The following is a 22,225-nucleotide window of genomic DNA, read 5'->3' on the forward strand; positions in this document are numbered from 1 at the left end:
TCTGTAATCACCTCTTTACAACTAACATGTCACTCTGTTACTTCTGATCTCGATAATCGGGAGGGATATATTTGACCCAGAAATTCGGGCTGTCAGTCGCTCTCGCCACGCCGTTCGACGGCAATGGCGATATAGCGATCGATGTTATGATCGCGCAGGCAAGACGATGCCTTGCTGCCGGATGCTCCAGCGTCACGCTGTTCGGTACGACGGGTGAAGGCTCCTCGATCGGAAGCCGGGAACGTGACCGTGTTTTCGAGGCCTTCCTCGATGCCGGGATCGAGGCAAAGAACATCATCGTCGGGGTGCTGGTCGACGCCGCCGAGGATGCGGCGATGCAGGCCGATCATGCTCTTTCCAAGGGTGCTCGCAATATCCTTCTCGCCCCGCCGTCCTATTTCAAGAACGTCAGCGACGACGGTGTCTTCCATTGGTTTTCGGCGGTCTTTGCCATGTTGGGCGACAAGGCGCGCGACATTATCGTCTATAACCTTCCTTCGCTCACCATGGTTCCGCTGACCGTGTCGCTGATCGGCCGGCTGCGGACCGCCTTCCCCAACATCGTCACAGGCGTCAAGGATTCTTCCGGCGACTGGCCTTATACCGAAAGCCTGCTCAAGGCGCATAGCGATCTCATCATCCTGGTGGGTGATGAACGGCATCTCGCCAGGGGCGTGCGGCTCGGCGGCCAGGGGGCAATCTCCGGGATGGCGAATTTCGTGCCCCGCGACGTCAAGCTGATGGCCGAAGACGGCAAGGACGACCCCCGCATCGAGGGTTTCGTGGCCGAATTGCTGAAATATCCTGTCGTCCCGGCCGTGAAGGCGATGGTGGCGCACGTGATGTCGGAGGAGATCTGGCTTGCGGTTCGACCACCGCTCGGTTCAATATCCGGCGAAGGGCAGGCGCAACTCGTTATGGCTTTCGATAAGCTTTTCCAGTCGAAAGCGGCATAGTCAAGCATGCTACGGGAAGAGGCGATGGACGGAATGGACGAGCAGCCGACGCTGCGGGAGAAGGCGTATGCGAGCTTCACGCGCCATCTTCTTGCGCGTGATGTGCGCCCCGGCCAGTTCGTGTCCCAGCGCCGTCTCGTGGAGCTGACCGGACTGACGCTTGGCGCCATCCGTGAACTCATCCCCAGGCTTGAAGCCGAAGGGCTGATCAAGACCGTGCCACAGCGGGGATTGCAGATCGCTCACATCGATCTCAATCTCATCCGCGAGGCATTCCAGCTGCGCGTGTTCCTGGAAAAGGAGGCGGTGGCGCTCTTCACCCGGTCGGCGTCGGACGAGACGATTGCCGGGCTTTTGAAGCAGCATCGGGATATCGCCGACGCCATTCGCAGCGGCGATGGCTCGCATGAACTGGAACTGCGCGCGCAGGCCGTCGACTGGGGCATGCATGACGCCTTTATCGATGCACTTGGCAATACCATCATTTCGAATGCCTACCGGGTAAACTCGATCAAGATGCGCCTGATCAGCCAAGACCGGTTTCGCATCGAGGGTCACGTCGGGCCTGTCATGGGCGAGCACCTGAAAGTGCTCGAGGCGATCGAACGACGATCGGCGGAGGACGCCGTCAACAACCTTGTCGCACACATCAACGGTGCAAGGGACCGTGCGCTGAGGATCTAATCGGGAATAATCAGCCGGAGGTGAGGAGATCGCCGGCAAAAGGAGGAGGAATACCATGCCATCATTTTTGAATCCGACGAGACGCGGCTTTCTGGCGGGGACGGCCGCTTTCGGGGCGAGCAGCATGCTCGGCATGCGCTCCGCATCGGCTGCCGTCGACTGGAAGCGCTTCGCCGGCACCACGCTCGAGGTCAATCTGGTCAAGAGCCCGCGCAGCGAAATACTCCTGAAGTACCTGCCCGAATTCGAGGAGCTCACCGGCATCAAGGTCAATGCCGAAGCAACGCCCGAGCAGCAGCAGCGCCAGAAGACGACGATCGAGCTCAGCTCGGGAAAGCCGAGCTTCGACGTCGTGCATATGAGCTATCACGTCCAGAAGCGGCAGTTCGAAAAGGGCGGCTGGCTTGCCGACATCGGCGGCTTCCTCAAGGATCCCGCGCTGACCGATCCATCGCTGACGGAGGGTGATTTCGCCGAAGCCGGCCTCGCCTTCGCCAAGGACGCCGGCGGCGTTCTGCGTTCTCTTCCCTTTTCGGTCGATTACTGGATCATCTACTGGAACAAGGCGCTGTTCGAGAAGAAGGGGCTTTCCTACCCGACGACGTTCGAAGAGCTGGCAAGTGCGGCCGAAGCGCTCACCGATCCGTCGACCAACACCTACGGCTTCGTTGCCCGCGGCCTGAAGAACGCCAATACCCCGGTCTGGACGTCGCTGCTGCTCGGCTACGGTTCGAGCCCGCTCGGCCCGGACGGCAAGCTCCGCACGACATCGCCGGAAGCGGTCGATGCCGCCAAACTTTACCAGAAGCTGATGACCAAGACCGCCCCTCCCGGCGTCTCCGGCTTCAACTGGGCCGAGGCGCAGTCGGCCTTCCTGCAGGGCAAGATCGGCATGTGGCTCGATGGCGTCGGCTTTGCCCCGCCGATCGAGAATCCTGAGAAGTCGCGCGTCGTCGGCCAGGTCGGTTACGGCATCATGCCGAAAGGCCCGAAGGCACAGGCCGCAGGCACCTTCGGCGACGGGCTCGGCGTCGTCGCCGCAAGCCAGAAAAAGGAAGCGGCCTACCTCTTCTGCCAATGGGCGATATCGCATGACATGGGCGCCCGTCTGCTGCAGGCCGGCGCCGGTGTTCCTTTCCGCCAGTCCGTGCTCGAGGATGCGAAGGTCCGCGAAGGCGTCAAGATGCCGGGCGCTTGGCTCGATGCCGTCGTCGGTTCCGGCAAGATCTCGCAGCTCGCGCTGCCGGTCATCATTCCGGTCACCGAGTTCCGCGACATCTATGGCGTCGGCCTCACCAACATGATCGGCGGCGCCGATCCGGAAACCGAGCTCAAGGCCGCGACGGCACAGTTCGAACCCGTCCTGGCGAAAAGCGAGGGATAATGGCCTCGGCAAGCATCGAAACGGCCGCAGCCGCCAAGGCCGCCTCGAAGGGAAGGAGCAACGCGGGTCGCGTTGCTCCCAACTACTGGCCCTTCGTCATCCCGGCGCTGATCGTCATCGCGGCCGTTATCGTTTTTCCATGGGTGTTTACCCTTTGGATGAGCGTCAACAGCTGGACGCTCGGCCAGTCCCAGGTTTTCGCCGGACTGGACAATTATGCCCGCCTGGCCGTGGACATGCGCTTCTGGGAGTCGCTGTGGCATACGGTGCTCTATACGACGCTCTCTGTGGTGGCGCCGCTCTTCTTAGGCACGCTCGCCGCGTTGATTTTCGATACGCAATTCCCGCTGCGCGGCCTTCTGCGCGGCATATTCGTGATGCCGATGATGGCGACACCGGTCGCCATCGCCCTGGTCTGGACAATGATGTTTCATCCGCAGCTCGGCGTCCTCAATTATCTTCTTTCCTTCATCGGCATCGGCCCGCAGGAGTGGATCTATAATCAGAGCAGCGTCATCCCCTCGCTGGTGCTGGTCGAGACCTGGCAATGGACGCCGCTCATCATGCTGATCGTGCTCGGCGGTCTGGCGGCGGTTCCGCGCGAGCCCTATGAAAGTGCGGAGATCGACGGCGCCAATGTCTGGCAGAAATTCCGCTATCTGACCCTGCCGATGATCGCGCCCTTCCTGATGATTGCCGTGATCATCCGCAGCATCGATGCGGTGAAAAGCTTCGACATCATCTATGCCATGACCCAGGGCGGCCCGGGCACGGCGTCGGAAACGATCAATATCTATCTCTACAACACCGCTTTCGCCTACTACGATATCGGTTATGGCTCGGCCATGGCGGTGGTTTTCTTCATCCTCATCGTCCTGCTCTCCTTCGTCCTTCTGATGCTCCGGCAGCGCGCGAACTGGTCCGACGGGGAGGCACGCTGATGAAGCGCAAGACGCTCGATCGCATCGGACTGCTGTTCGTCGCCCTGGTGATGATCTCGCCGGTCGTCCTGTTCTTCCTCTGGATGATCTCGCTGTCGCTGAAATACGAGATCGACAACGGCGCCTATCCGCCCATCTTCATTCCGGAGCGTTTCGCCTGGACGAATTATCTGAAGGTCTTCGAGGAGAATAATTTCTTCCTCTATCTCTGGAATTCCGTGCTGGTGACCGGTGCCGCGACGCTTCTGGCGCTGCTGATCGGCGTGCCGGCCGGCTACGGCATCGCGCGGCTGAAGGCGGAGAAGTCGGCGATGGTCATCATGATCGCCCGTATGACGCCCGGCCTTTCCTTCCTGATCCCGCTTTTCCTGCTATTCCAGTGGCTGAACCTGCTCGGCACGCTGATGCCGCAGATCATCATTCATCTCGTCGTCACCGTGCCGATCGTCGTCTGGATCATGATCGGCTATTTCGAGACGACGCCGATGGAGCTGGAAGAGGCTGCAAGCATCGACGGTGCGACGCCCTGGCAGATTTTCCGTCTGGTCGCTTTGCCGATCGCCAAGCCCGGCATTGTCGTCGCCTTTATCCTGTCGGTCATCTTCTCCTGGAACAACTTCGTCTTCGGCATCGTGCTCGCCAGCCGCGAGACGCGCACGCTTCCGGTCGCGGTCTACAACATGCTCTCCTTCGAACAGGTCAGTTGGGGGCCGCTTGCGGCGGCGGCGTTGATCGTCACCCTGCCGGTGCTGATATTGACGGTGTTTGCGCAACGGCAGATCGTCGCGGGGCTGACGGCCGGAGCCGTCAAGTGAACAGGTGAGACGACGGTTTTGACGACTTCTTTCGCCTTCCATCCGCCCGCTAGAACAGGATGATTTTAGGCCGGTCGGCCTAAAGTCTGAATCCTGCTCTCAATAAAGAGTTAGAGCATGATGTCGTCCGAAAACCGCTCACACTTTTCGGCGTCATGCTCTAGTCCGGCGCGCAGTGTTTTGTGCGTCGGCGCTGCGGTCCTGGACACGCTGTTTCGCGTGCGGGCGCTGCCGGCCGGCCAGGGCAAAATTCTCCCCTACGATATGCTGCAGGTCGCCGAAGGCATGGCGTCGAGCGCGGCCTTTGCGGTCGCCCGGCTGGGTGGCAATGCCAGCCTCTGGGGTGCGGTCGGTGATGATGCCACCGGCGAACGCATCATTGCCGACCTCGGCAGCAGCGGCATCGATACGAGCGGCATGGTCCGTGTGGCGGGCGCCCGCTCGGCGGTCTCGACGATCCTTGTCGACGATCAGGGCGAGCGGTTGATCGTGCCCTTCTACGATGCGGCCCTGCACGAGACGGTCAAACCGGTGACAAAACAGGACGTGTCAGCTTTCGATGCGGTTCTGGTCGACGTCCGCTGGCCGAAGCTGGCATTGCGGACGCTGCTCGCAGCCGCAGAGGCGGGCAAACCGGCTATTCTCGACGGCGACGTTGCCGGCGACGGCGTGATCGAGATGCTGGCACCTGCGGCCAGCCACATCGTGTTCTCGCAGCCGGCCGCCGAGCGCCTCACTGGAACTGCCGAGCCGGCGAAGGCCGTTGGTCTCTTGAAGCGAAAGTTCGAGCACGCCTTCATCAGCGTTACGTCAGGAGAAAACGGCTCCTTCTGGTGCGACGACCGAAGCGGCGAAATCTTCCATCTTGCCGCTCCGAAAGTAAGGGCTGTCGATACGCTCGCGGCCGGCGATATTTTCCATGGCGCTTTCGCTCTGGCGATCGCAGAAGGCGTGCCGATCGCCGAGACGATGCGTTTCTCGTCCATGGCGGCGGCGCTCAAATGCCAGGTCTTCGGCGGCCGTATCGGCGCGCCCGGCAGAGCCGATGTCTGCGATGCGCTGCGGGGCTGGGACGCACCGGTGACGAAGATGAATCCTGTTCTAAATTAAAGAGTTAGAGCACGATGTCATGAGAAAACCGCTCACGGCATCATGCTCTAGAAGAAGTCCGAAAGCCAGTAGCAGAGCGCTGAAATGGTCGCGGCGGCCGGGAGTGTGACAACCCAGGCGATAACGATGTTGCCGGCCAAGCCCCAGCGAACGGCTGACAGCCGTCGGGCGGCACCCACGCCGATGATGGCGCCGGTGATCGTGTGCGTCGTCGAGACCGGGATGCCCAGCCAGGTTGCGCCGAACAGCGTCAATGCTCCGCCGGTTTCGGCACAGAAACCCTGCATTGGGTTGAGGCGCGTGATCTTCGAGCCCATGGTGTGGACGATCCGCCATCCGCCGCAAAGTGTGCCGAGCGCCATTGCGCCCTGGCATGACAGAACGACCCAGAGCGGTACATGGAAGCCGCCGGTCAGATAGCCTTGCGAATAGAGCAACACGGCAATGATGCCCATCGTCTTCTGAGCGTCGTTGCCGCCATGGCCGAGGGAATAGAGGGAGGCGGAGACAAATTGGAAAACCCGGAATGTCCGATCGACAGCGAAAGGCGTCTGCCGCACGAAGATCCACGACACGATCAGGATGAGCAGCAGCGCAAGGAGAAACCCGATCGCCGGCGACATCACGATGGCGCCGGCCGTTTTCAACAATCCGCTCCACACGATCGAACTGAAACCTGTCTTCATCAGGCCAGCGCCCACCAGTCCGCCGACCAGTGCATGCGATGAACTCGAGGGGATACCGAAGATCCAGGTGACGATGTTCCAGACGATCGCGCCCACCAGCGCCGCGAAGATGACTTGCGGCGTGACGATGGCCGGATCGATAATGCCGGTCCCGAGCGTTTCTGCGACGTGCAGACCGAAGAACAGGAAGGCGATGAAGTTGAAGAAAGCCGCCCAAAACACAGCATATTGCGGACGCAGCACCCGCGTCGACACAATCGTGGCGATCGAATTGGCTGCATCGTGCAGGCCGTTCAAGAAATCAAAGAAGAGGGCAACGGCCACGAGAGCGGCAAGGAGGGGCAGGGCGAGGGTGGCTTCCATCAAACGTTCTCGATGACGATGCCACTGATTTCGTTGGCGACATCCTCGAAACGGTCGACGACCTTCTCAAGCTCGCCATAAATCTCGCTGCCGATAAGATAAGCCATCGCATTTGATGCGCCGTGGCGGCGGAAAAGATCCTTCAGGCCCTGCTCATGCAACTCGTCGGACCGGCCCTCGACGCGCGTTACTTCTTCGGCCAGCGCGGCCAGACGCGGGGCGTTGGCGCTGATCCGGTCGAGAAGGGGAAGGGCTTCGGCGATCAGATGCGCCGCCTGGACGATCGTCTTTCCCATTTCCTGCATCACAGGGTCGAAGCTCTTCTGCTCGAACAGCCGGATGGTCTTGACGGTTTTCTGCATCATGTCGATCGCATCGTCCATCGACTGGATGAGATCCTTGATGTCGCCACGATCGAAGGGCGTGACAAAACTGCGGCGCACGGCAAGCAGCACTTGGCGGGTAATCTCGTCCGCTTCATCCTCCAATTGGACGATCCGGGCGCAATGGCCTTCAATGTCCGTGCCGCTCAAAAGTTCGTTGAGCGCTTCGGCCGCACCGACGACGGTTTTTGCGTGTTGAGCGAAGAGATCGAAGAAACGATCTTCCCGCGGCATGAGTTTTCGAAACCAGCTTAACATCGGCACTCCATGGACTGTCACAAAATCGTCATAAAGCACGGCGGCTGCCATGGAAAGCCGCGAGACCGCAGAAGGGAAGTCATTGACAGAAATCGCAATCCGTCGATCGCGCTGTCCCGGCGCTTTCGGCAAATGTTCATTTGAACATTTCATTATTGCAAAGTGAACTATGGCTGTTACCATTGCAGCACGTCTGGAGCGGGAGGCTGCGGACCGAGAGCAATGGGAGTGAAGATGAACAAGATCGCTTTTTTCCTGTCCGCAGGATTGACCAGCCTGTCCTTATCCGTCCCGGCCATGGCCGCCACCAAGATCCAGTGGTGGCATGCGATGGGCGGCGAGAATGGCGCGAAGCTTGAACAGATCGCCAAGGGCTTCAACGCATCTCAGTCCGATTATGAGATCGTGCCGGTCTATAAGGGCACCTATGACGAGACGCTGACCGGCGCGATCGCTGCGTTTCGTGCCAAGCAGCAGCCGGCTATCGTCCAGGTCTATGAAGTCGGCACCGGCACCATGATGGCGGCACAGGGTGCGGTCTATCCGGTTTACCAGCTGATGAAAGACGAAGGCGAGGCCTGGGACCAGAGCAAATTCATTGCCCCGGTCGTCGGTTATTACTCGGACACCAGCGGCAACGTCTTGTCGCTGCCATTCAATTCCTCGACACCGATCATGTATTACAACAAGGACGTCTTCAAGAAGGCCGGGCTCGATCCGGAAGCGCCGCCGAAAACATGGGCGGAGGTGGAATCCTTCTCGCGGACCATCATGAAATCGGGTGCGGCCAAATGCGGCTTCACCAGTGCCTGGATCTCCTGGATCCAGACCGAAAATCTCAATGCCCTGCACGACAAGCCTTACTCCACCAAGGCTAACGGCTTCGGCGGCCTGGACGCCGAATTCACCTTCAACAACGATCTGACGATTCGCCATTGGGACAATTTGAAGAAGTGGCAGGACGAAGGTCTCTTCAAATTCGGCGGGCCTGTCGGCGGCGACAACGCGCCTCCGATGTTCTATTCGCAGGAATGCGCGATGTATATGAACTCGTCGGCCGGCCGGGCCGGCGTCATCAACAACGCGAAAGGCTTCAAAGTCGGTTTTGCACCGCTTCCTTTCTACGATGACGTCATCAAGCAGCCGCTCAATTCGATCATCGGCGGCGCCACCCTCTGGACGCTGAAGGGCCGTCCGGAAGAGGAATATAAGGGGGTCGCGAAGTTCTTCACCTACCTGCAGAAGCCGGAAGTTCAGGCCGATTGGCATCAGTTTTCCGGCTATCTGCCGATCACCGAAGCTGCCTATAAGCTCGGCCAGGATCAGGGCTATTATGAGAAGAACCCCGGCTCCGACATCGGCATCAAGCAGCTGACGCGGGTGACGCCCACCGACAATTCCAAGGGCATCCGTTTCGGCAATTACGTCCAGGTGCGCGGCATCATCGACGATGAGTTTGCCGCATTGCTCGGTGGAAAGAAGACGGCGAAGGAAGCGGTCGATTCCGTCGTCGCACGCGGCAACGAACAGCTTCGCGATTTCGAGTCCGCCAACTAATGGGCACCGCGACGGGGGCCGGCGAAAGACCGGTCCCCGTTTCCCATCCGTCAGTGTGAGGGCTCATGCAAACCAAACGGACCGTATTTCCCAACAAGCTTTTGCCTTACCTGCTCATTGCCCCCCAGATTTTCGTGACCGTGGTATTCTTTCTCTGGCCTGCGGCAACGGCCTTCTGGCAATCCTTCCTGCGCGAGGATGCCTTCGGCTTCAAAACGAACTTCGTCTGGTTCGAAAACTACCGTCGGCTTTTTGCCGATCCGATCTATATCAATGCCTTCGGCCACACGCTGATCTTCGCCATTCTCGTGACGGTGCTGTCGACGTCGATCGCGCTGCTCCTGGCGGCCGCGGCAATGCGCGTGCTCCGCACCTCCCGAATTTATTCGACCCTGCTGATTTGGCCCTATGCCGTCGCCCCGGCGATTGCCGGTATTCTCTGGTGGTTCATGTTCAATCCGTCGATCGGCATCGTCGCCTATATGCTGCGGTCGATGGGCGTCGATTGGAACCATCTGATCAATCCCAACGACGCGATGATCCTGATCGTGATCGCCGCCACCTGGAAACAGATATCCTATAACTTCTTGTTTTTCCTGGCTGCGTTGCAGTCCGTGCCCCGCTCGCTTCAGGAGGCCGGCGCCATTGATGGGGCCGGGCCTACCAAGCGTTTCTGGACGATCGTCTTCCCGCTGATCTCGCCGACGACCTTCTATCTGATCGTCATCAATATCGTTTACGCGATGTTCGATACGTTCGGCATCGTTCATGCGACCACCCAGGGCGGGCCGGCGCGCGCAACCGAGATCCTGGTCTACAAGGTCTATTTCGACGGTTTCATCGGACTGAATCTGGGCTCGTCGGCGGCGCAGTCCGTCATTCTGATGGTGATCGTCGTCGCCCTGACGGCGGTGCAGTTCCGCTTCATCGAACGCCGCGTGCAATATTGAGGGAGCCCAAGGATGGTTGAAAATCGCCCCTTCCTGAATTTCCTGGCCCATCTTGTGCTGATCCTCGGCGTCACGATCGTTGTGTTTCCGGTCTACGTCGCTTTCATCGCATCGAGCCACGGGCCCAATGACTTCCTGTCGGGCGTCGTGCCGCTGACCCCGGGAGGCCACATCATCGAGAACTATTCGACGATGCTGTCATCCGGCATGACAAGCTCGGGAGCGCCGCCGCTCGGGCCGATGATGATCAACTCGCTGATCATGGCGGTCGGCGTCGCCGTCGGGAAGATCGCCATTTCGATCCTTTCGGCCTTTGCAATCGTCTATTTCCGGTTTCCGTTCCGGACCCTGGCATTCTGGATGATTTTCATCACGCTGATGCTGCCGGTCGAGGTGCGCATCGTGCCGACCTACAAGGTTGTCGCCGACCTCGGAATGCTGAACAATTACGGTGGCCTCATCATTCCGCTGATCGCCTCGGCAACGGCGACCTTCCTGTTTCGCCAGTTCTTTCTGACGGTGCCTGACGAATTGATGGAGGCCGCCCGTGTCGACGGGGCAGGGCCGATGAAGTTCTTCCGCGATATTCTGCTGCCGCTGTCGATCACCAATATCGCCGCCCTGTTCATCATCCTCTTCGTGCTCGGCTGGAACCAGTATCTCTGGCCGCTCATCATCACCACCGACCAGAGCTTCTATACCGTCGTCATGGGAATTCAGCGCATGGCAGCGGTTGCCGATGCCGAGCCGCGCTGGAACCTCGTGATGGCAGCGGTCATTCTGGCCGCCCTGCCACCCGTCCTCGTCATCGTCGCCATGCAACGCCTTTTTGTCAAAGGCCTGGTCGAAACGGAGAAATGAAATGGCTACGATCAATATCATCGACGTCAAGAAGAACTATGGTGCCGTTCCGGCTGTCAAAGGCATCAACCTGTCGGTTGCAGATGGCGAACTGATCGTGCTCGTCGGCCCTTCCGGCTGCGGCAAATCAACCCTGCTTCGCATGGTCGCCGGGCTGGAAACGATCAGCGAAGGCGATGTCGAGATTGCCGGCCGCAATGTCAACAAGGCGGAGCCGGCCGACCGCGACATTGCGATGGTCTTTCAAAACTATGCGCTTTATCCGCATATGACCGTGCGGGGAAATCTCGAATACGGTTTGAAAAACCGCGGCACCGAACGGGCGGAAATCAACCGCCGCGTGGCGGAGGCCGCCGAGATCCTCGAAATCGGACCGATGTTGGATCGCAAACCTCGCGAACTCTCCGGAGGGCAGCGCCAGCGTGTGGCGATGGGACGCGCCATCGTCCGCGAGCCGGCCGCCTTTCTGTTCGACGAGCCGCTCTCCAATCTCGATGCCAAATTGCGGGTGCAGATGCGCGTCGAAATTCGCCGGCTGCAACGGCGTCTGAAGACCACCAGCATCTACGTCACGCACGACCAGCTCGAAGCGATGACCCTTGCGGACCGGTTGGTGGTGATGAACGGCGGCCTTGTCGAACAGGTCGGTACACCCGTAGCAGTTTACGATCGACCGGCAAGTTTGTTTGTCGCCGGCTTCATCGGCTCGCCGCCTATGAACCTTGTGCCGGTCGACGTGCTCAGGGCCGCCGACAGGGCAGGCACCCTGGCACTGCCTGCCGGCACCGACATGGTCGGCCTTCGCCCCGACGCGTTGCTCGTCACCGAGCCGGCGACGCCCACCGTTCGCCTGAATGCGACGGTCGAGCTGCTCGAGCCGATCGGCGGAGAAAGCCATCTGCATGTGCGATTGGGTGAGAGCCAGCGGACAGTCGTCCTGACGGTACCGGGCCGCCCGGACTTTGCCGAGAATGCGAATATCGACGTTTTCGCCCGTGTTGACGCGATGCACCCGTTTAACAGCAATACCGGAAAACGCACGGATTGACGCAGGATTTTTATTTCTTCATCCAGCAGAAGACGAGGAAAGAGATGAGACGATGACGACCGTAGAGCCACGATCCGGCCCGCCACGCAGTGAAGTTCAGGCGCATCGGGGCGCCTCTGCCGTGGCGCCCGAAAATACCGTTGCTGCCTTTCGGGCAGCCGCCGAACAAGGCGCGGAATGGGTCGAACTCGACGTTGCCCTTCTTGGCGATGGCACCCCGGTGGTGATCCACGATGTTTCAATCGATCGCTGCTCGTCGTCAAAGGGAAGTCTTGCCGACCTCACAGCGTCGGATCTCAAGGCCATCGACGCCGGCGCATGGTTCGTCCCGCAATTCAAGGGTGAACCGCTGCCGACGCTGGCGCGGGTCGTTTCGGCCCTCGGCGAATTTGGCCTCAACGCCAATGTCGAGATCAAGCAGCATGCCCATCACAAATCGCTCGGCCAACTGGTCAATATCGTCGATCAGCATCTGAAGGCGCGGGCGCCGCACACCAGAATCATGATCTCGAGCTTTGATGCCGCTGCGCTGAAAGGAATGCATGGGCTCGATCCAAGTCACGAACTCGCCATGCTGTGGAGCAAGGTGCCTGCGGATTGGCTGGATATCCTTCGGTCGATCCCGGCAACGACCATCCATCTCGACTATAAGGCCCTCAGTATCGGGTTTCTCGAAGAGGCAGTCCGTTGCGGCATCAAGGTGCGGGCGTGGACCTGCAACGACCCAAAGCGGCTCGCATCTTTCTGGGACGCGGGTTTGACCGGCGTGATAACAGACGATCCCAGTGTCTACCTCACCTAAGGAGCGGCGATGGGGCAGCGGATCATATCGAGCCGACAACGCGAGATCCTTGCGCTGATCGAGACCGAGGGTGTTCAGTACATCGAGGAGCTGGCACGTCGCTACGATTTGACGACGCAGACCATTCGTCGCGATATCAATGGCTTATGCGATCTGGGACACGCGCGCCGCTTCCATGGCGGCGTCGATCTGCCGGTCGAGGGCAGCAACATCTCGCTCAACGCCCGCGCCCAGCTCAACCGGCGGGCCAAGCGCCTGATCGCACGGCGCGTGGCCGCCGACATCGGCGCCGAGGCGACGGTGTTCCTCGGGATCGGCAGCACGGTGCAATTCGTTGCCGACGCGTTGCGCGATCACCAGGGTTTGACGGTGATCACCAACAACATCCACGTCGCCTTGAGCCTGTGCGACGCCCCGAGTGTCGAGGTCCATTTGACCGGCGGTCTTTTGCGTCACGATGACCGCGACGTGGTCGGCACGGATGTGATCCGGTTTGTTGAAAAATTCTATGCAACCCACGCCGTGGTCGGCGCAGGCGCTCTGAGCCCGCTCACCGGCCTGATGGATTTCAGCTACAGCGAGGCCCAGATCACCAACGCGCTTCTTGAAAATTCACAAACGCAGATCCTCGCCGCAGACGTCAGCAAGTGGACGCGCACCGCCTCCGTGCGGGTTGCGCCGTTCAGCAAACTCACCCGTTTCTACACGGATCGGCTGCCCGGCGAAGCGTCGGCCGCCAATGCTCTCGCCGAAAGCGGGTTGGACGTGGTGACATGCAGCGAGGAGACGACATGAGCTACGTGGACCTGGCGCCATCAGTGCGGGAGCTGCAGGATGTGCGTTACCTGTTCACCGATATCGACGATACGCTGACGACAGAGGGCAAACTTCTGCCGCAGACCTATGAGGCTCTGTGGGATCTCAGCCGGGCCGGCATTGCCGTCGTGCCGGTCACGGGCGGCTCTGCCGGCTGGTGCGAACATATCGTCCGCGCCTGGCCGGTGGCCGCTGTCATCGGCGAAAGCGGCGCATATTGCGTCACCCGCCGGGATGGCGACGTCGTCTTCGACTATTGGGAAGACGGCACCCTGCAGGGCGAGCGCCAACGCCGGCATCTGCAGGCGATCAAAGCGCTGATCACGCAAAAGAGCAGGCCGTTCAGGATCGCCCACGACCAGGTCTTCCGGCTGGCGGATGTCGCGATCGACATACAGGGTCACGATCCGCACGAGGTCGAGGATCTGGCGTCCAGCATCAGGGCCATGGGCGGAACGGTGGCGATCAGCTCCATCCACATCAACACCTGGATCGGCGACTACAACAAGCGATCGATGAGCGAGCGGGTTCTAACCGGCCTGTTTGGTGTCGATCCGACCGAGACGCCCACCGCGACTGCCTTCGTCGGCGACTCTCGAAACGACGCGCCGATGTTCGGCTTTATCCGCAATTCCTTCGGGGTCAACAATATCATCCCGGTCCTACCGCAGCTGCAATTCGCGCCCAAGTGGGTCTCCTCGCAGCCCGCCGGACTTGGCTTTGCCGATATTGCCCGCTCGATCCTGCACGCGGTCCGCGAAGTTTCGCAATAAGCCGTGGCGGATATCAATGCTTAAGACGAATTGGTCCCACCTCAGCTTTTGACCGAGCCGGCGGTCATGCCCGCCAGGAAATAGCGTTGGGCAACTAGGTACAGCACCAGCAGGGGGAGGGAGCCGAGCACGCTCATCGCCATCATTTCATTCCATTCGAAAGCATGCTGGCCCATCAGCAACTGGATGCCGATCGGAACGGTTCTGAGATCCATCGACTTTGTCAGCGTTAGGGCGAAGAGAAATTCGTTCCACGCCAGCAGAAAGGTGTAAACCGCGGTGGCGACGATCCCGGGAATGGAGACGGGCACGATGACGCGCCAAAGTGCCGTCCAGCTCGAGCCGCCGTCGACAAGGACGGCCTCGTCCAATTCCTTCGGCAAGGTGTTGAGGTAGCCTGTCATCAGCAGGACCGCGTAAGGCAGCGTGAAGACCATATAGGTGAGGATCAGTGCCAGATAGGTATCGAAGATCCTGAAGGCGACGACCATGCCGAAATAGGGGATGAGAAGCGTGATCGGCGGAACGGTCTGGGTGCTGATGATGAAGATGTTCAAGGTGTTCTTGAAGCGGAACGAGTAGCGGCTGAATCCATAGGCGGTCAGGATGGCGATGACGAGGGTCAGGCAGGTGACGACGCCGGCGACGAAGTAGCTATTGATGAAGAAGCGCACCTTCACCGGATCGTTGAAGATCGTCAGATAGGCGGCCACGGTGAAATCCTCCGGCAGAAGCCGCGGTGGAAGGGCGAAGATTTCCGTGTTCGATTTCAGCGAGCTGAAAAACATCCAGACGATCGGGAAGGTCGAAAAGATGAGGCCGACCGCCAGCCCGAGATAGGTCAGGATAGTCGGCAGGGCCGAGTTCTTGGAACGCTTTGCCATGGCGGTCACCTGCGCTGCTGGTGTTTGATGTAGAAGTAGGTGACGCTCATCGAAATGATGAGGATGATCATCGCACTCGCCGAAGCCAGCGAAAATTCATACTGGGAGAAGGCGAGCTTATAGGTGAAGGTGGAGAGCACCTCCGTAGAGTAGATCGGGCCGCCGCCCGTCGTCATCCAGACGAGCGGAAAAACCTGCATCGTCCAGATGAAGTCGAGAAGCGCGATGCTGATGATGATCGGCATCAGCTGCGGAATGGTGATGTACCAGAATTTTTCCAGCTCGTTGGCGCCGTCGATCCCGGCTGCCTCGTAGAGCTCCTTCGAAATGCCCTGCAGGCCGGCAAGCAGGCTGACCATGTAGAGCGGATAACCCGCCCAGATATTTGCAAAGGTCAGGGCGTGAATGGCGGTGTGGGTCGAGGAGAACCATTCGACTTTGAAGTTGATGATACGGAGCGCCATCAGCACGCTGTTGACGACGCCGTTCGGGTCGAGCAGCAAGCGCCAGATGATGGCGATGATGACGGCGGTGAACAGCCACGGCAGGATGAAGAGCACACGCAATATGCTCCTGATCAGCGGATCGACGCGGTTGGTGTTCAACAGCAGCGCGAAGGCTAGGCCGATGATGAAGTGGAAGACGACGCTCATGATCGTGAAATACATGGTCTGGCCGACCGACTGCCAGAAGACCGGATTTTCGAAGATGGTCAGGTAATTCTGGACGCCTGCGAATGCAGCGTCCTTTTTCATGATGGCGCCGTCCATCAATGAATATTTGAAGACCATCACCATCGGGAACAGCATCAGCAGAACAAGCAAAAAGGTCGCCGGCGACACGTAGAAATACGGCACCAGCTTCCTCAAGGTGCTGTAACGAAGCCTTCTTTTCCCTCGCGCTTTGACTTGCGCTGCCACCAGGGCCGGAGCGGAATGATTCATGAGCTGTGACTTCCCATTCTGCCGAGATTTGACGACTTGCGCCGGCAGCGCCACGTCGCGTTGCCGGCGATCTCGTGAAAGCGACGTGCTTTAGCCCTTTGTGTTATGCATGTCGTTATCCCGGAACCGCTGCGCACTTCCGGGCGACATGCATCAGAACTTCGCGAGCCAGGCCTTCTCGGTATTGGCTGCCGCGTCCTTGGCCGACTGGCCGCCGTCGAACATTTTCTGAACTTCGACGTTCATGTCGCGCATCAACTCTTCGGCAACCGGAAGGCCGACGAATTCGTTGGCAGGATAGCCGCTCTGGAAGATTTTGAAAGCTTCGGCGAAGATCGGGTCCGATGCCACGAAGTCCGGCTTGGCATGGACATTGCCGGGGAAGGCATTGGCAATCGACACCAGGCGGCCGTTGACGTCGGGGCTCATCAGGTATTCCACCAGCTTCCAGGCTTCTTCCTTGTGCTTGCTGCCCTCGCTGATGCCGATGCCCCAGGACGCATAGGGCATGCCGCGTTTGCCGGTATAGCCGTCGGTGGCCGGCAAGGCGGAGATGCCGAATTTGAGCTTCGGATTGCGCTCACGGATGAGATTCACGTGCGCGAGGGAATCGACCATCATGCCGACGCGGCCGTTGACGAATTCCTCGACCTTGTCCTGTTCCTTCTTGGCGAAAATGCCGGGAGAAATAACGCCGTCCTTGTTGAGGGAAGCCAGATAGTCGAGCGTGCCGACGACGGCGTCATTTTCGAGGTCAGGCTTGCCGTCCTTCATCATCGAGGCGCCGGAGGCCCAGACCCAGGACATCACGTCGTTCTGGATTCCGCTCGGAGACTGCAGCGACAGCGGCAGAACCCAGCCATACTGGTTCTTTGACGCGTCGGTCATCTTCTTGGCGGCTTCGGCGAATTCCGTGCGCGTGGCCGGCAGCTTGTCGACACCCGACGCCTTGGCGATATCGAGGTTGACGAAGACGGGGTAGACGAAAGATGCCAGCGGGAACATCACGCTCTTGCCGTCGACCTTGACGATATCGGTGATCTGGCTCTTTTCGTATTTCGCCTTCTCCATCAATTCGTCCATGGAGGCGATCGCGCCCTGCTTGGAGAGCCCGTTGACCCAGGCGCCATCCAGGCCGACGACGTCGCTTAAGGTCCCGGAGGCGGCGCCGACGACGATCTGGTCACGGGTCGTGGCATAGGGACCGCTGACGAGCGTCACCTTGATGCCGGGATTTGCCGCCTCGAAATCGTTCATGATGCCGCGCAGCGCGCCGGAGGGCATTTCGGGTTCCCACCATTGAATGAACTCGATGGTGGTGTCGGCAAATGCCGAGCTGGCGCAAAGCGCCCACACCGCCACGGCAGCCCGCATGGTCACGCTGAATTTTCTGATATTCATCTGTGCCTCCCATAGATTTTCAGTGATCGATCCTCCTCAAGACCGTAGGCAAATTAGGTTCCCTGAGGCGCCTGTCTGTCAATGAAGAAATGCGGTGCAGAAAAAAATTGACGGCGGCATGGACGATGTCTGACTTTCTAAGCAACTGATAAGAAAGCGTATTATACGATATTGCGGCCGATGTTTTTTCGCAGAATTTGTATTGCTTGTGATGCATTTTTTCTTTACTTTCGTAAACAAATGAAAGTTTGCAACCGCCGGCATAGGAGGGGAATGGGCGGATGGAGGCGACTATTTCGTGTTTAGAAAGGCAGCGCCGCCAATGCGATATCAATTGGATCCAGCGTGATCATCCCGTCGTTAAGGAACTGAATGGCCAAGAAGAGTTATAAATCGATGGATGATTTCGCGACCGCTTCTGGCGTGTCGCGTCCGACGCTGTCGAAATATTTCAATGATCCCTCGCAGATCAAGGAGGTGACCCGCAAGCGTATCGAGGCGGCTCTCAAGAAGTCGAATTTCGAGCCGAACCTGTTCGCGCGGCATCTCAACCGCAAACGGACCAGAAATATCGGGATCCTGGTCCCGACCATGTCGGATCCCTTCTATGTGCAGGTCGTGTCGCTGATCGAGCTGGAGTTGCGCGACAAGGGATTCTGGCCGGTCCAGATCTCGTCGCATACGCGGCCGGAGCTGGAGGCGGAGGCGGTGCGGACCTTGCTGTCGCTGAAGGTTGCCGGCGCGATCGTGGCGCCGCTCGGGGCCGGCTCACGCCGTTCCGCGCTGGAAAGACTGAAGGACGCCATCCCTGTCGTCTGCTTCGACAATCCGGCCAGCGGCGATCTTCCCTATGTCGGCAACGACAACGCCCAAAGCATGGCAGCCATTGTGCAATATCTCTGCCGGTCCGGTGAGCCGCCGATATTCCTGGAAATTCCGCATCTGACGGAAAACGCCGGCGAGCGGCAGGCCAGCTACCGTGCGACGATGGCAAGGGAAGGGCATGCACCGCTGGTCATCGATTGCGAGGCGCCGCCGTCCTGGGAGTTCGAGCGCCTGGGATACGAGCAGATGCAGAGAATTCTTGCGCGTGGCAGCCTGCCCGGCAAAACCCTGCTCTGCGCCAACGACCGCTTCGCTTTCGGCGCCATGGCGGCGGCCTTCGCTTCCGGCCTGAAAATCGGCCGCGGCGACGGCTGCGATGTTCGCATCGCCGGGCACGACGATCACCCGCTCAGCCGATATACCTGCCCGTCGCTGACGACGATGGCCCAGAACGCGCCGGAGATCGCTGCCAAATCCGTTGAGCTTCTGCTGTCTCATATCGAAAGCGAAGACGAGGGTACGACCCCTTCAACGAACAGGGTCATCCTGGAAGCAACACTGGTGATGCGCGACTCGGCTTGAGGCCGGGTGCCGGTTACGGTTCAACGCGTGAGCGCCGGGTCCATCGTGCGCCATGCCGTTGCAATGGCGTCGAGCGCGTCCTGCGCCTCGGGAATGGCCCGTCTCTTCGAGACGAAGCCATGGATCTGTCCGGGCCAGGTCCGGCTTGTCGCCCGGGCTTCCGAATTGAGCCGCTCGGCATAAAGCGCGCCTTCGTCGAACAGCACGTCGTGGCCGGCAAGGATCACGAAGGCCGGCGCCACGCCGGCGAGCGATGCCGCGCGAAGCGGCGAGGCCCGCCAGTCGGAGCGGCTTGCCGTCACCGGCAGATAGTGATCCCGGAACCATCGCATCGCCGCTGCCGTCAGGCCGAAACCCTCTGCATAGCGCATGTAGCTGTCGCTTGCCTGCAACTGGTCGGTCACCGGATAGATCAGCACCTGCCCGATGACATCAGGCACCTCTCCGTCCCGCGCCAAAAGGGCGATGACGGCGGCGAGATTTCCGCCGGCACTATCGCCGCCAACGATAATTCGTGCCGGATCGATGCCGAGGGCGTCTGCCTGATCCCTCATCCAGATGAGCGTGGCTGCGCAATCTTCGATCGCTGCCGGAAAGGGATGCTCCGGGGCGAGGCGATAGTCGGGCGAGATCACGATCGCGCCAATCTTATTGGCAAGCGTCCGGCAGATGTCCTCATGGGTTTCCGGCGCGCCGATCACAAAGCCGCCGCCATGGAGATAAAGCAAGGCGGGGGCCTGCTCGCGCGGCGCCGTGCAGCCGCGCCATATCTTCACTCGGATTGCGCCGGCATGCTTCTCCGATACCTCGGCCACATCCTCGAGCGGCCACTGGGTGTCTGCGAAACCGTCCAGATATTGTTGCCGCGCCAGCGCCGGCGTGCAGTTTTCCACCGGCTCCTGCGGATCGCCAGGCCACGCCAGTGCGCGTCTTGCGGATTCATCCAGCTGCGTCATGCGAGCAGGCTCCTTGCTTCGTCTTCCCGCAATTCGCTCGGCTGGGCGACAGTATCCGGAATGGTCTGAGCGACACCGGTTTCACCTGCCCGCAGGATTGCTTCCATGACGTCGAGCACATGCAGCGCGAGATCCCCCGAAGCGCGCGGCGTCCGGCCCTCGATGATGGCGCGGGCGAGATCGGCAAGGCCAAGCATGCGATAGTTGGCACGATCAGGTGCTGCGATCGGCCAGTTGACGGCGCCGAAGAGTGCGCCTGACGTATCGGTTTCCTCCCAGGGCGCACCACGGCTGGAGAGCGCGATAGGGCCGCCGAAATTGTCGGGGTCCGGCAGGCGCAGCGAACCTTCGGTGCCGTGCAGTTCGATCGGATGGTTGGAGTGGCGGAAGACGTCCCAGGAGGTGCCGAAGGTCACGGTGGCGCCGCAATCAAACTCCAGCAGCGAAAGCACGCTGGTCGGTGTGCCGACTTTGAACGTGGTGCCCTGTTTCGGCCCTTCGGCGGTGATGAGCCGCTCCTCCTGCCCGCTTGTGGCGACGGCCTGCACCCGGCGGATTGGCCCCATGAGATTGACCATCATCGTCAGGTAATAGGGGCCCATGTCCATCACCGGGCCTGCGCCGGCCTGGTAGTAGAAGCTGGGGTCCGGATGCCAATGCTCCATGCCGCGGCCCATCATGAAGGCCGTTCCGGTTACCGGCCGGCCGATGGCGCCGGCTTCCATCTGCCGCCGGGCATGGCGTCCGGCCGCCCCCAGGAAGGTGTCCGGCGCCGAACCGAGCATGAGGCCGCTTTCGGCAGCCGCGCTCACCAACAGGCGGCCTTCCGCGGCCGTGACGCCGAGCGGCTTTTCGGTGAAGACATGTTTGCCCGCCGACAGCGCCCGCATCGAGACGTCGAAATGGGCAGCCGGGATCGTCAGGTTGAGGATCAGGTCGATGTTCCTGTCGTCGATGAGGGCGTCGACGTCGGCCGCCCGCAGATTGAACTCGGCCGCGCGGCGCTTGGCGGCGTCCGCATTAAGATCCGCACAGGCGGTGATTTCGACGCCGCGAAACAGCGACGCGTTGCGCATATAGGCGAGCGAAATGCTGCCGCATCCCACAACACCGATCCTGAGTGTCTGTGTCATTGAAAACCTGACCTTGCCGTTCCCTGCCCGCAGAGCCGCGGATGCACGTTGAATTCGCGAGGAATAAATTATGTTGACGCACGCTAACATTTTCCCCTACGAAATGACAAGACGTTGGGAGGCGTCGCAATTCCCCGAGGGAAGCGCCCCCTTCTCGAAGAATGCTTTTCGGCAATGCCGGATACCGGTGGCGTGACGATCGCCGGCGCGGAGGCTCCGGCTTCGATATCGGCTGTCACCAAAGAATAGGTCAGGACCAAGATATGCACGATGCTGCGCTGAAGATCGGCTGCCAGACATTCACCTGGGAGATGCTGGGCAAGGGGTGGAGCGGCGGGCCGGACGATCTGGTGCGCGCCATCGCCGATGGCGGATATGCCGGTCTCGAAATCACCGACACGATGATCGGTCACTACGCGCTCAAGCCCGGCGACTTTGCCCGGACTCTTGCGGAGGCCGGTTTAACGCTGGTTTCCTTTGCCTTCGGCTCGGCCAGCGGCTTCACGGTGACGGAAAAGCTCGCCTCCGATCTGGAGACGGCCCGGCGATGGGTGGATTTCGCGGCGAATTTTCCCGGTGCGATGGTCTCGATGGGATCGGCCACGGTCGTTTCGGATGGCCCGCGTGAGGAGAAGTTCGCCATCGCGGCGGAGTGCTATAATCGCGCGACCGAGATCGGACGGTCGGCCGGCGTCGCCGTTGCCGTCCACCCTTCCTCGCACCACAATACGCTGCTCTTCACCCGCGACGACTATGACCGGCTGTTTGCCCTCCTCGACCCACGCGTGGGTTGGGTGCCGGATACCGGCCATATCCTGCGTGGCGGCCAGGAGATCGGCGAGACGCTTTCGGCCTATCGTGACCGCATCCGCTACGTGCATCTGAAGGATGTCGACGCCGGGGGGATTTGGGCGATGCTCGGCGAAGGCGTCTGCGACGTGCCCGCCGTGATTTCGGCCGTTCGGGCGGCGCCGGAGTTCACCGGCTGGATCGTGGTGGAGGAAGAGTCGGACCATGCCGGAACCGATCCGGCCGCGGCCGTTCGCAAGAATCGCGAGACGCTTCGAGGGCTGGGGTTTTAGGCGACTTCGTGTCCCCGGCCTCGGCCGAAAA

The 22,225-nt window shown here is 60.4% G+C and carries 22 protein-coding genes; 15 read left to right on the plus strand and 7 right to left on the minus strand.

Annotation, left to right across the window (positions count from 1 at the left end; all coding sequences use genetic code 11):
• The first annotated feature begins 71 nt into the window (after positions 1-71).
• The 6 genes from AF337_RS03605 to AF337_RS03630 all read left to right on the plus strand — a co-directional run bounded on the left by AF337_RS03605 (position 72) and on the right by AF337_RS03630 (position 5,890).
• Positions 72-956, plus strand: coding sequence for a dihydrodipicolinate synthase family protein (locus AF337_RS03605; RefSeq protein WP_049731098.1), 885 nt, complete (start codon positions 72-74; stop codon positions 954-956).
• A 6-nt stretch (positions 957-962) separates the two neighbouring features.
• Positions 963-1,640 carry a GntR family transcriptional regulator gene (locus AF337_RS03610; RefSeq protein WP_406550013.1) on the plus strand — a complete coding sequence of 226 codons (678 nt, stop codon included), beginning with the start codon at positions 963-965 and terminating at the stop codon, positions 1,638-1,640.
• 55 nt (positions 1,641-1,695) lie between these two features.
• Positions 1,696-3,024: an ABC transporter substrate-binding protein gene (locus AF337_RS03615; protein WP_049731100.1), complete on the plus strand. Its 1,329-nt coding sequence runs from the start codon at positions 1,696-1,698 to the stop codon at positions 3,022-3,024.
• Positions 3,024-3,965 (plus strand): carbohydrate ABC transporter permease, encoded by a 942-nt coding sequence (locus AF337_RS03620; RefSeq protein ID WP_049731101.1) that lies wholly within the window; start codon positions 3,024-3,026, stop codon positions 3,963-3,965. The genes AF337_RS03615 and AF337_RS03620 overlap by 1 nt, the downstream gene beginning before the upstream one ends.
• The gene (locus AF337_RS03625; RefSeq protein ID WP_003591396.1) at positions 3,965-4,780 is read left to right on the plus strand and encodes a carbohydrate ABC transporter permease; all 816 of its coding nucleotides are present in this window, start codon (positions 3,965-3,967) and stop codon (positions 4,778-4,780) included. The genes AF337_RS03620 and AF337_RS03625 overlap by 1 nt, the downstream gene beginning before the upstream one ends.
• A gap of 120 nt (positions 4,781-4,900) precedes the next feature.
• Positions 4,901-5,890: a sugar kinase gene (locus tag AF337_RS03630; RefSeq protein WP_049731143.1), complete on the plus strand. Its 990-nt coding sequence runs from the start codon at positions 4,901-4,903 to the stop codon at positions 5,888-5,890.
• Between the two features lie 47 nt (positions 5,891-5,937).
• Here the strand turns inward: AF337_RS03630 and AF337_RS03635 are convergent, their stop codons facing one another.
• Together AF337_RS03635 and AF337_RS03640 are read right to left on the minus strand one after the other, a co-directional pair.
• Positions 5,938-6,939 (minus strand): inorganic phosphate transporter, encoded by a 1,002-nt coding sequence (locus AF337_RS03635; RefSeq protein ID WP_049731102.1) that lies wholly within the window; start codon positions 6,937-6,939, stop codon positions 5,938-5,940.
• Positions 6,939-7,580 (minus strand): DUF47 family protein, encoded by a 642-nt coding sequence (locus AF337_RS03640; RefSeq protein ID WP_049731144.1) that lies wholly within the window; start codon positions 7,578-7,580, stop codon positions 6,939-6,941. The genes AF337_RS03635 and AF337_RS03640 overlap by 1 nt, the downstream gene beginning before the upstream one ends.
• Positions 7,581-7,814: 234 nt before the next feature.
• On the opposite strand from AF337_RS03640, the gene ugpB reads away from it, so the two are divergent.
• The 7 genes from ugpB (at position 7,815) to AF337_RS03675 (ending at position 14,387) form a co-directional block, all read left to right on the plus strand.
• Complete coding sequence (ugpB, locus tag AF337_RS03645; protein WP_049731145.1) at positions 7,815-9,137, plus strand: sn-glycerol-3-phosphate ABC transporter substrate-binding protein UgpB; 1,323 nt, start codon at positions 7,815-7,817, stop codon at positions 9,135-9,137.
• Positions 9,138-9,202: 65 nt separating this feature from the next.
• Positions 9,203-10,087, plus strand: coding sequence for a sn-glycerol-3-phosphate ABC transporter permease UgpA (ugpA, locus tag AF337_RS03650; protein WP_049731103.1), 885 nt, complete (start codon positions 9,203-9,205; stop codon positions 10,085-10,087).
• 12 nt (positions 10,088-10,099) lie between these two features.
• The gene (gene ugpE, locus AF337_RS03655) at positions 10,100-10,948 is read left to right on the plus strand and encodes a sn-glycerol-3-phosphate ABC transporter permease UgpE (protein WP_049731104.1); all 849 of its coding nucleotides are present in this window, start codon (positions 10,100-10,102) and stop codon (positions 10,946-10,948) included.
• 1 nt (position 10,949) lies between these two features.
• Positions 10,950-11,996, plus strand: coding sequence for a sn-glycerol-3-phosphate import ATP-binding protein UgpC (locus AF337_RS03660; RefSeq protein WP_049731105.1), 1,047 nt, complete (start codon positions 10,950-10,952; stop codon positions 11,994-11,996).
• 52 nt (positions 11,997-12,048) lie between these two features.
• Positions 12,049-12,798 carry a glycerophosphoryl diester phosphodiesterase gene (locus AF337_RS03665; protein ID WP_049731106.1) on the plus strand — a complete coding sequence of 250 codons (750 nt, stop codon included), beginning with the start codon at positions 12,049-12,051 and terminating at the stop codon, positions 12,796-12,798.
• A 9-nt stretch (positions 12,799-12,807) separates the two neighbouring features.
• Positions 12,808-13,593 carry a DeoR/GlpR family DNA-binding transcription regulator gene (locus AF337_RS03670; protein ID WP_049731107.1) on the plus strand — a complete coding sequence of 262 codons (786 nt, stop codon included), beginning with the start codon at positions 12,808-12,810 and terminating at the stop codon, positions 13,591-13,593.
• The gene (locus tag AF337_RS03675; protein ID WP_049731108.1) at positions 13,590-14,387 is read left to right on the plus strand and encodes an HAD-IIB family hydrolase; all 798 of its coding nucleotides are present in this window, start codon (positions 13,590-13,592) and stop codon (positions 14,385-14,387) included. The genes AF337_RS03670 and AF337_RS03675 overlap by 4 nt, the downstream gene beginning before the upstream one ends.
• A gap of 41 nt (positions 14,388-14,428) precedes the next feature.
• Here AF337_RS03675 and AF337_RS03680 read toward each other — a convergent pair whose 3' ends face one another.
• From AF337_RS03680 to AF337_RS03690, 3 genes are all read right to left on the minus strand, one after another.
• The gene (locus tag AF337_RS03680; protein WP_049731109.1) at positions 14,429-15,271 is read right to left on the minus strand and encodes a carbohydrate ABC transporter permease; all 843 of its coding nucleotides are present in this window, start codon (positions 15,269-15,271) and stop codon (positions 14,429-14,431) included.
• Between the two features lie 5 nt (positions 15,272-15,276).
• Positions 15,277-16,215: a carbohydrate ABC transporter permease gene (locus tag AF337_RS03685; RefSeq protein WP_049731110.1), complete on the minus strand. Its 939-nt coding sequence runs from the start codon at positions 16,213-16,215 to the stop codon at positions 15,277-15,279.
• Positions 16,216-16,368: 153 nt separating this feature from the next.
• Positions 16,369-17,616, minus strand: a complete 1,248-nt coding sequence (locus AF337_RS03690) for an ABC transporter substrate-binding protein (protein ID WP_049731111.1) — start codon at positions 17,614-17,616, stop codon at positions 16,369-16,371.
• Between the two features lie 372 nt (positions 17,617-17,988).
• On the opposite strand from AF337_RS03690, the gene AF337_RS03695 reads away from it, so the two are divergent.
• The gene (locus AF337_RS03695; RefSeq protein ID WP_049731112.1) at positions 17,989-19,023 is read left to right on the plus strand and encodes a LacI family DNA-binding transcriptional regulator; all 1,035 of its coding nucleotides are present in this window, start codon (positions 17,989-17,991) and stop codon (positions 19,021-19,023) included.
• Positions 19,024-19,043: 20 nt separating this feature from the next.
• Here the strand turns inward: AF337_RS03695 and AF337_RS03700 are convergent, their stop codons facing one another.
• On the minus strand, positions 19,044-19,979 hold the full coding sequence (locus AF337_RS03700; protein ID WP_049731113.1) for an alpha/beta hydrolase: 936 nt from the start codon (positions 19,977-19,979) through the stop codon (positions 19,044-19,046).
• The gene (locus tag AF337_RS03705) at positions 19,976-21,112 is read right to left on the minus strand and encodes a Gfo/Idh/MocA family protein (RefSeq protein WP_049731114.1); all 1,137 of its coding nucleotides are present in this window, start codon (positions 21,110-21,112) and stop codon (positions 19,976-19,978) included. The genes AF337_RS03700 and AF337_RS03705 overlap by 4 nt, the downstream gene beginning before the upstream one ends.
• A 263-nt stretch (positions 21,113-21,375) precedes the next feature.
• Here AF337_RS03705 and AF337_RS03710 point away from each other — a divergent pair, with 263 nt between their 5' ends.
• Positions 21,376-22,194 carry a sugar phosphate isomerase/epimerase family protein gene (locus AF337_RS03710; RefSeq protein WP_049731146.1) on the plus strand — a complete coding sequence of 273 codons (819 nt, stop codon included), beginning with the start codon at positions 21,376-21,378 and terminating at the stop codon, positions 22,192-22,194.
• Positions 22,195-22,225: the final 31 nt, after the last annotated feature.

This window comes from Rhizobium ecuadorense, assembly GCF_001187535.1.
Taxonomy (GTDB): Bacteria; Pseudomonadota; Alphaproteobacteria; order Rhizobiales; family Rhizobiaceae; genus Rhizobium; species Rhizobium ecuadorense.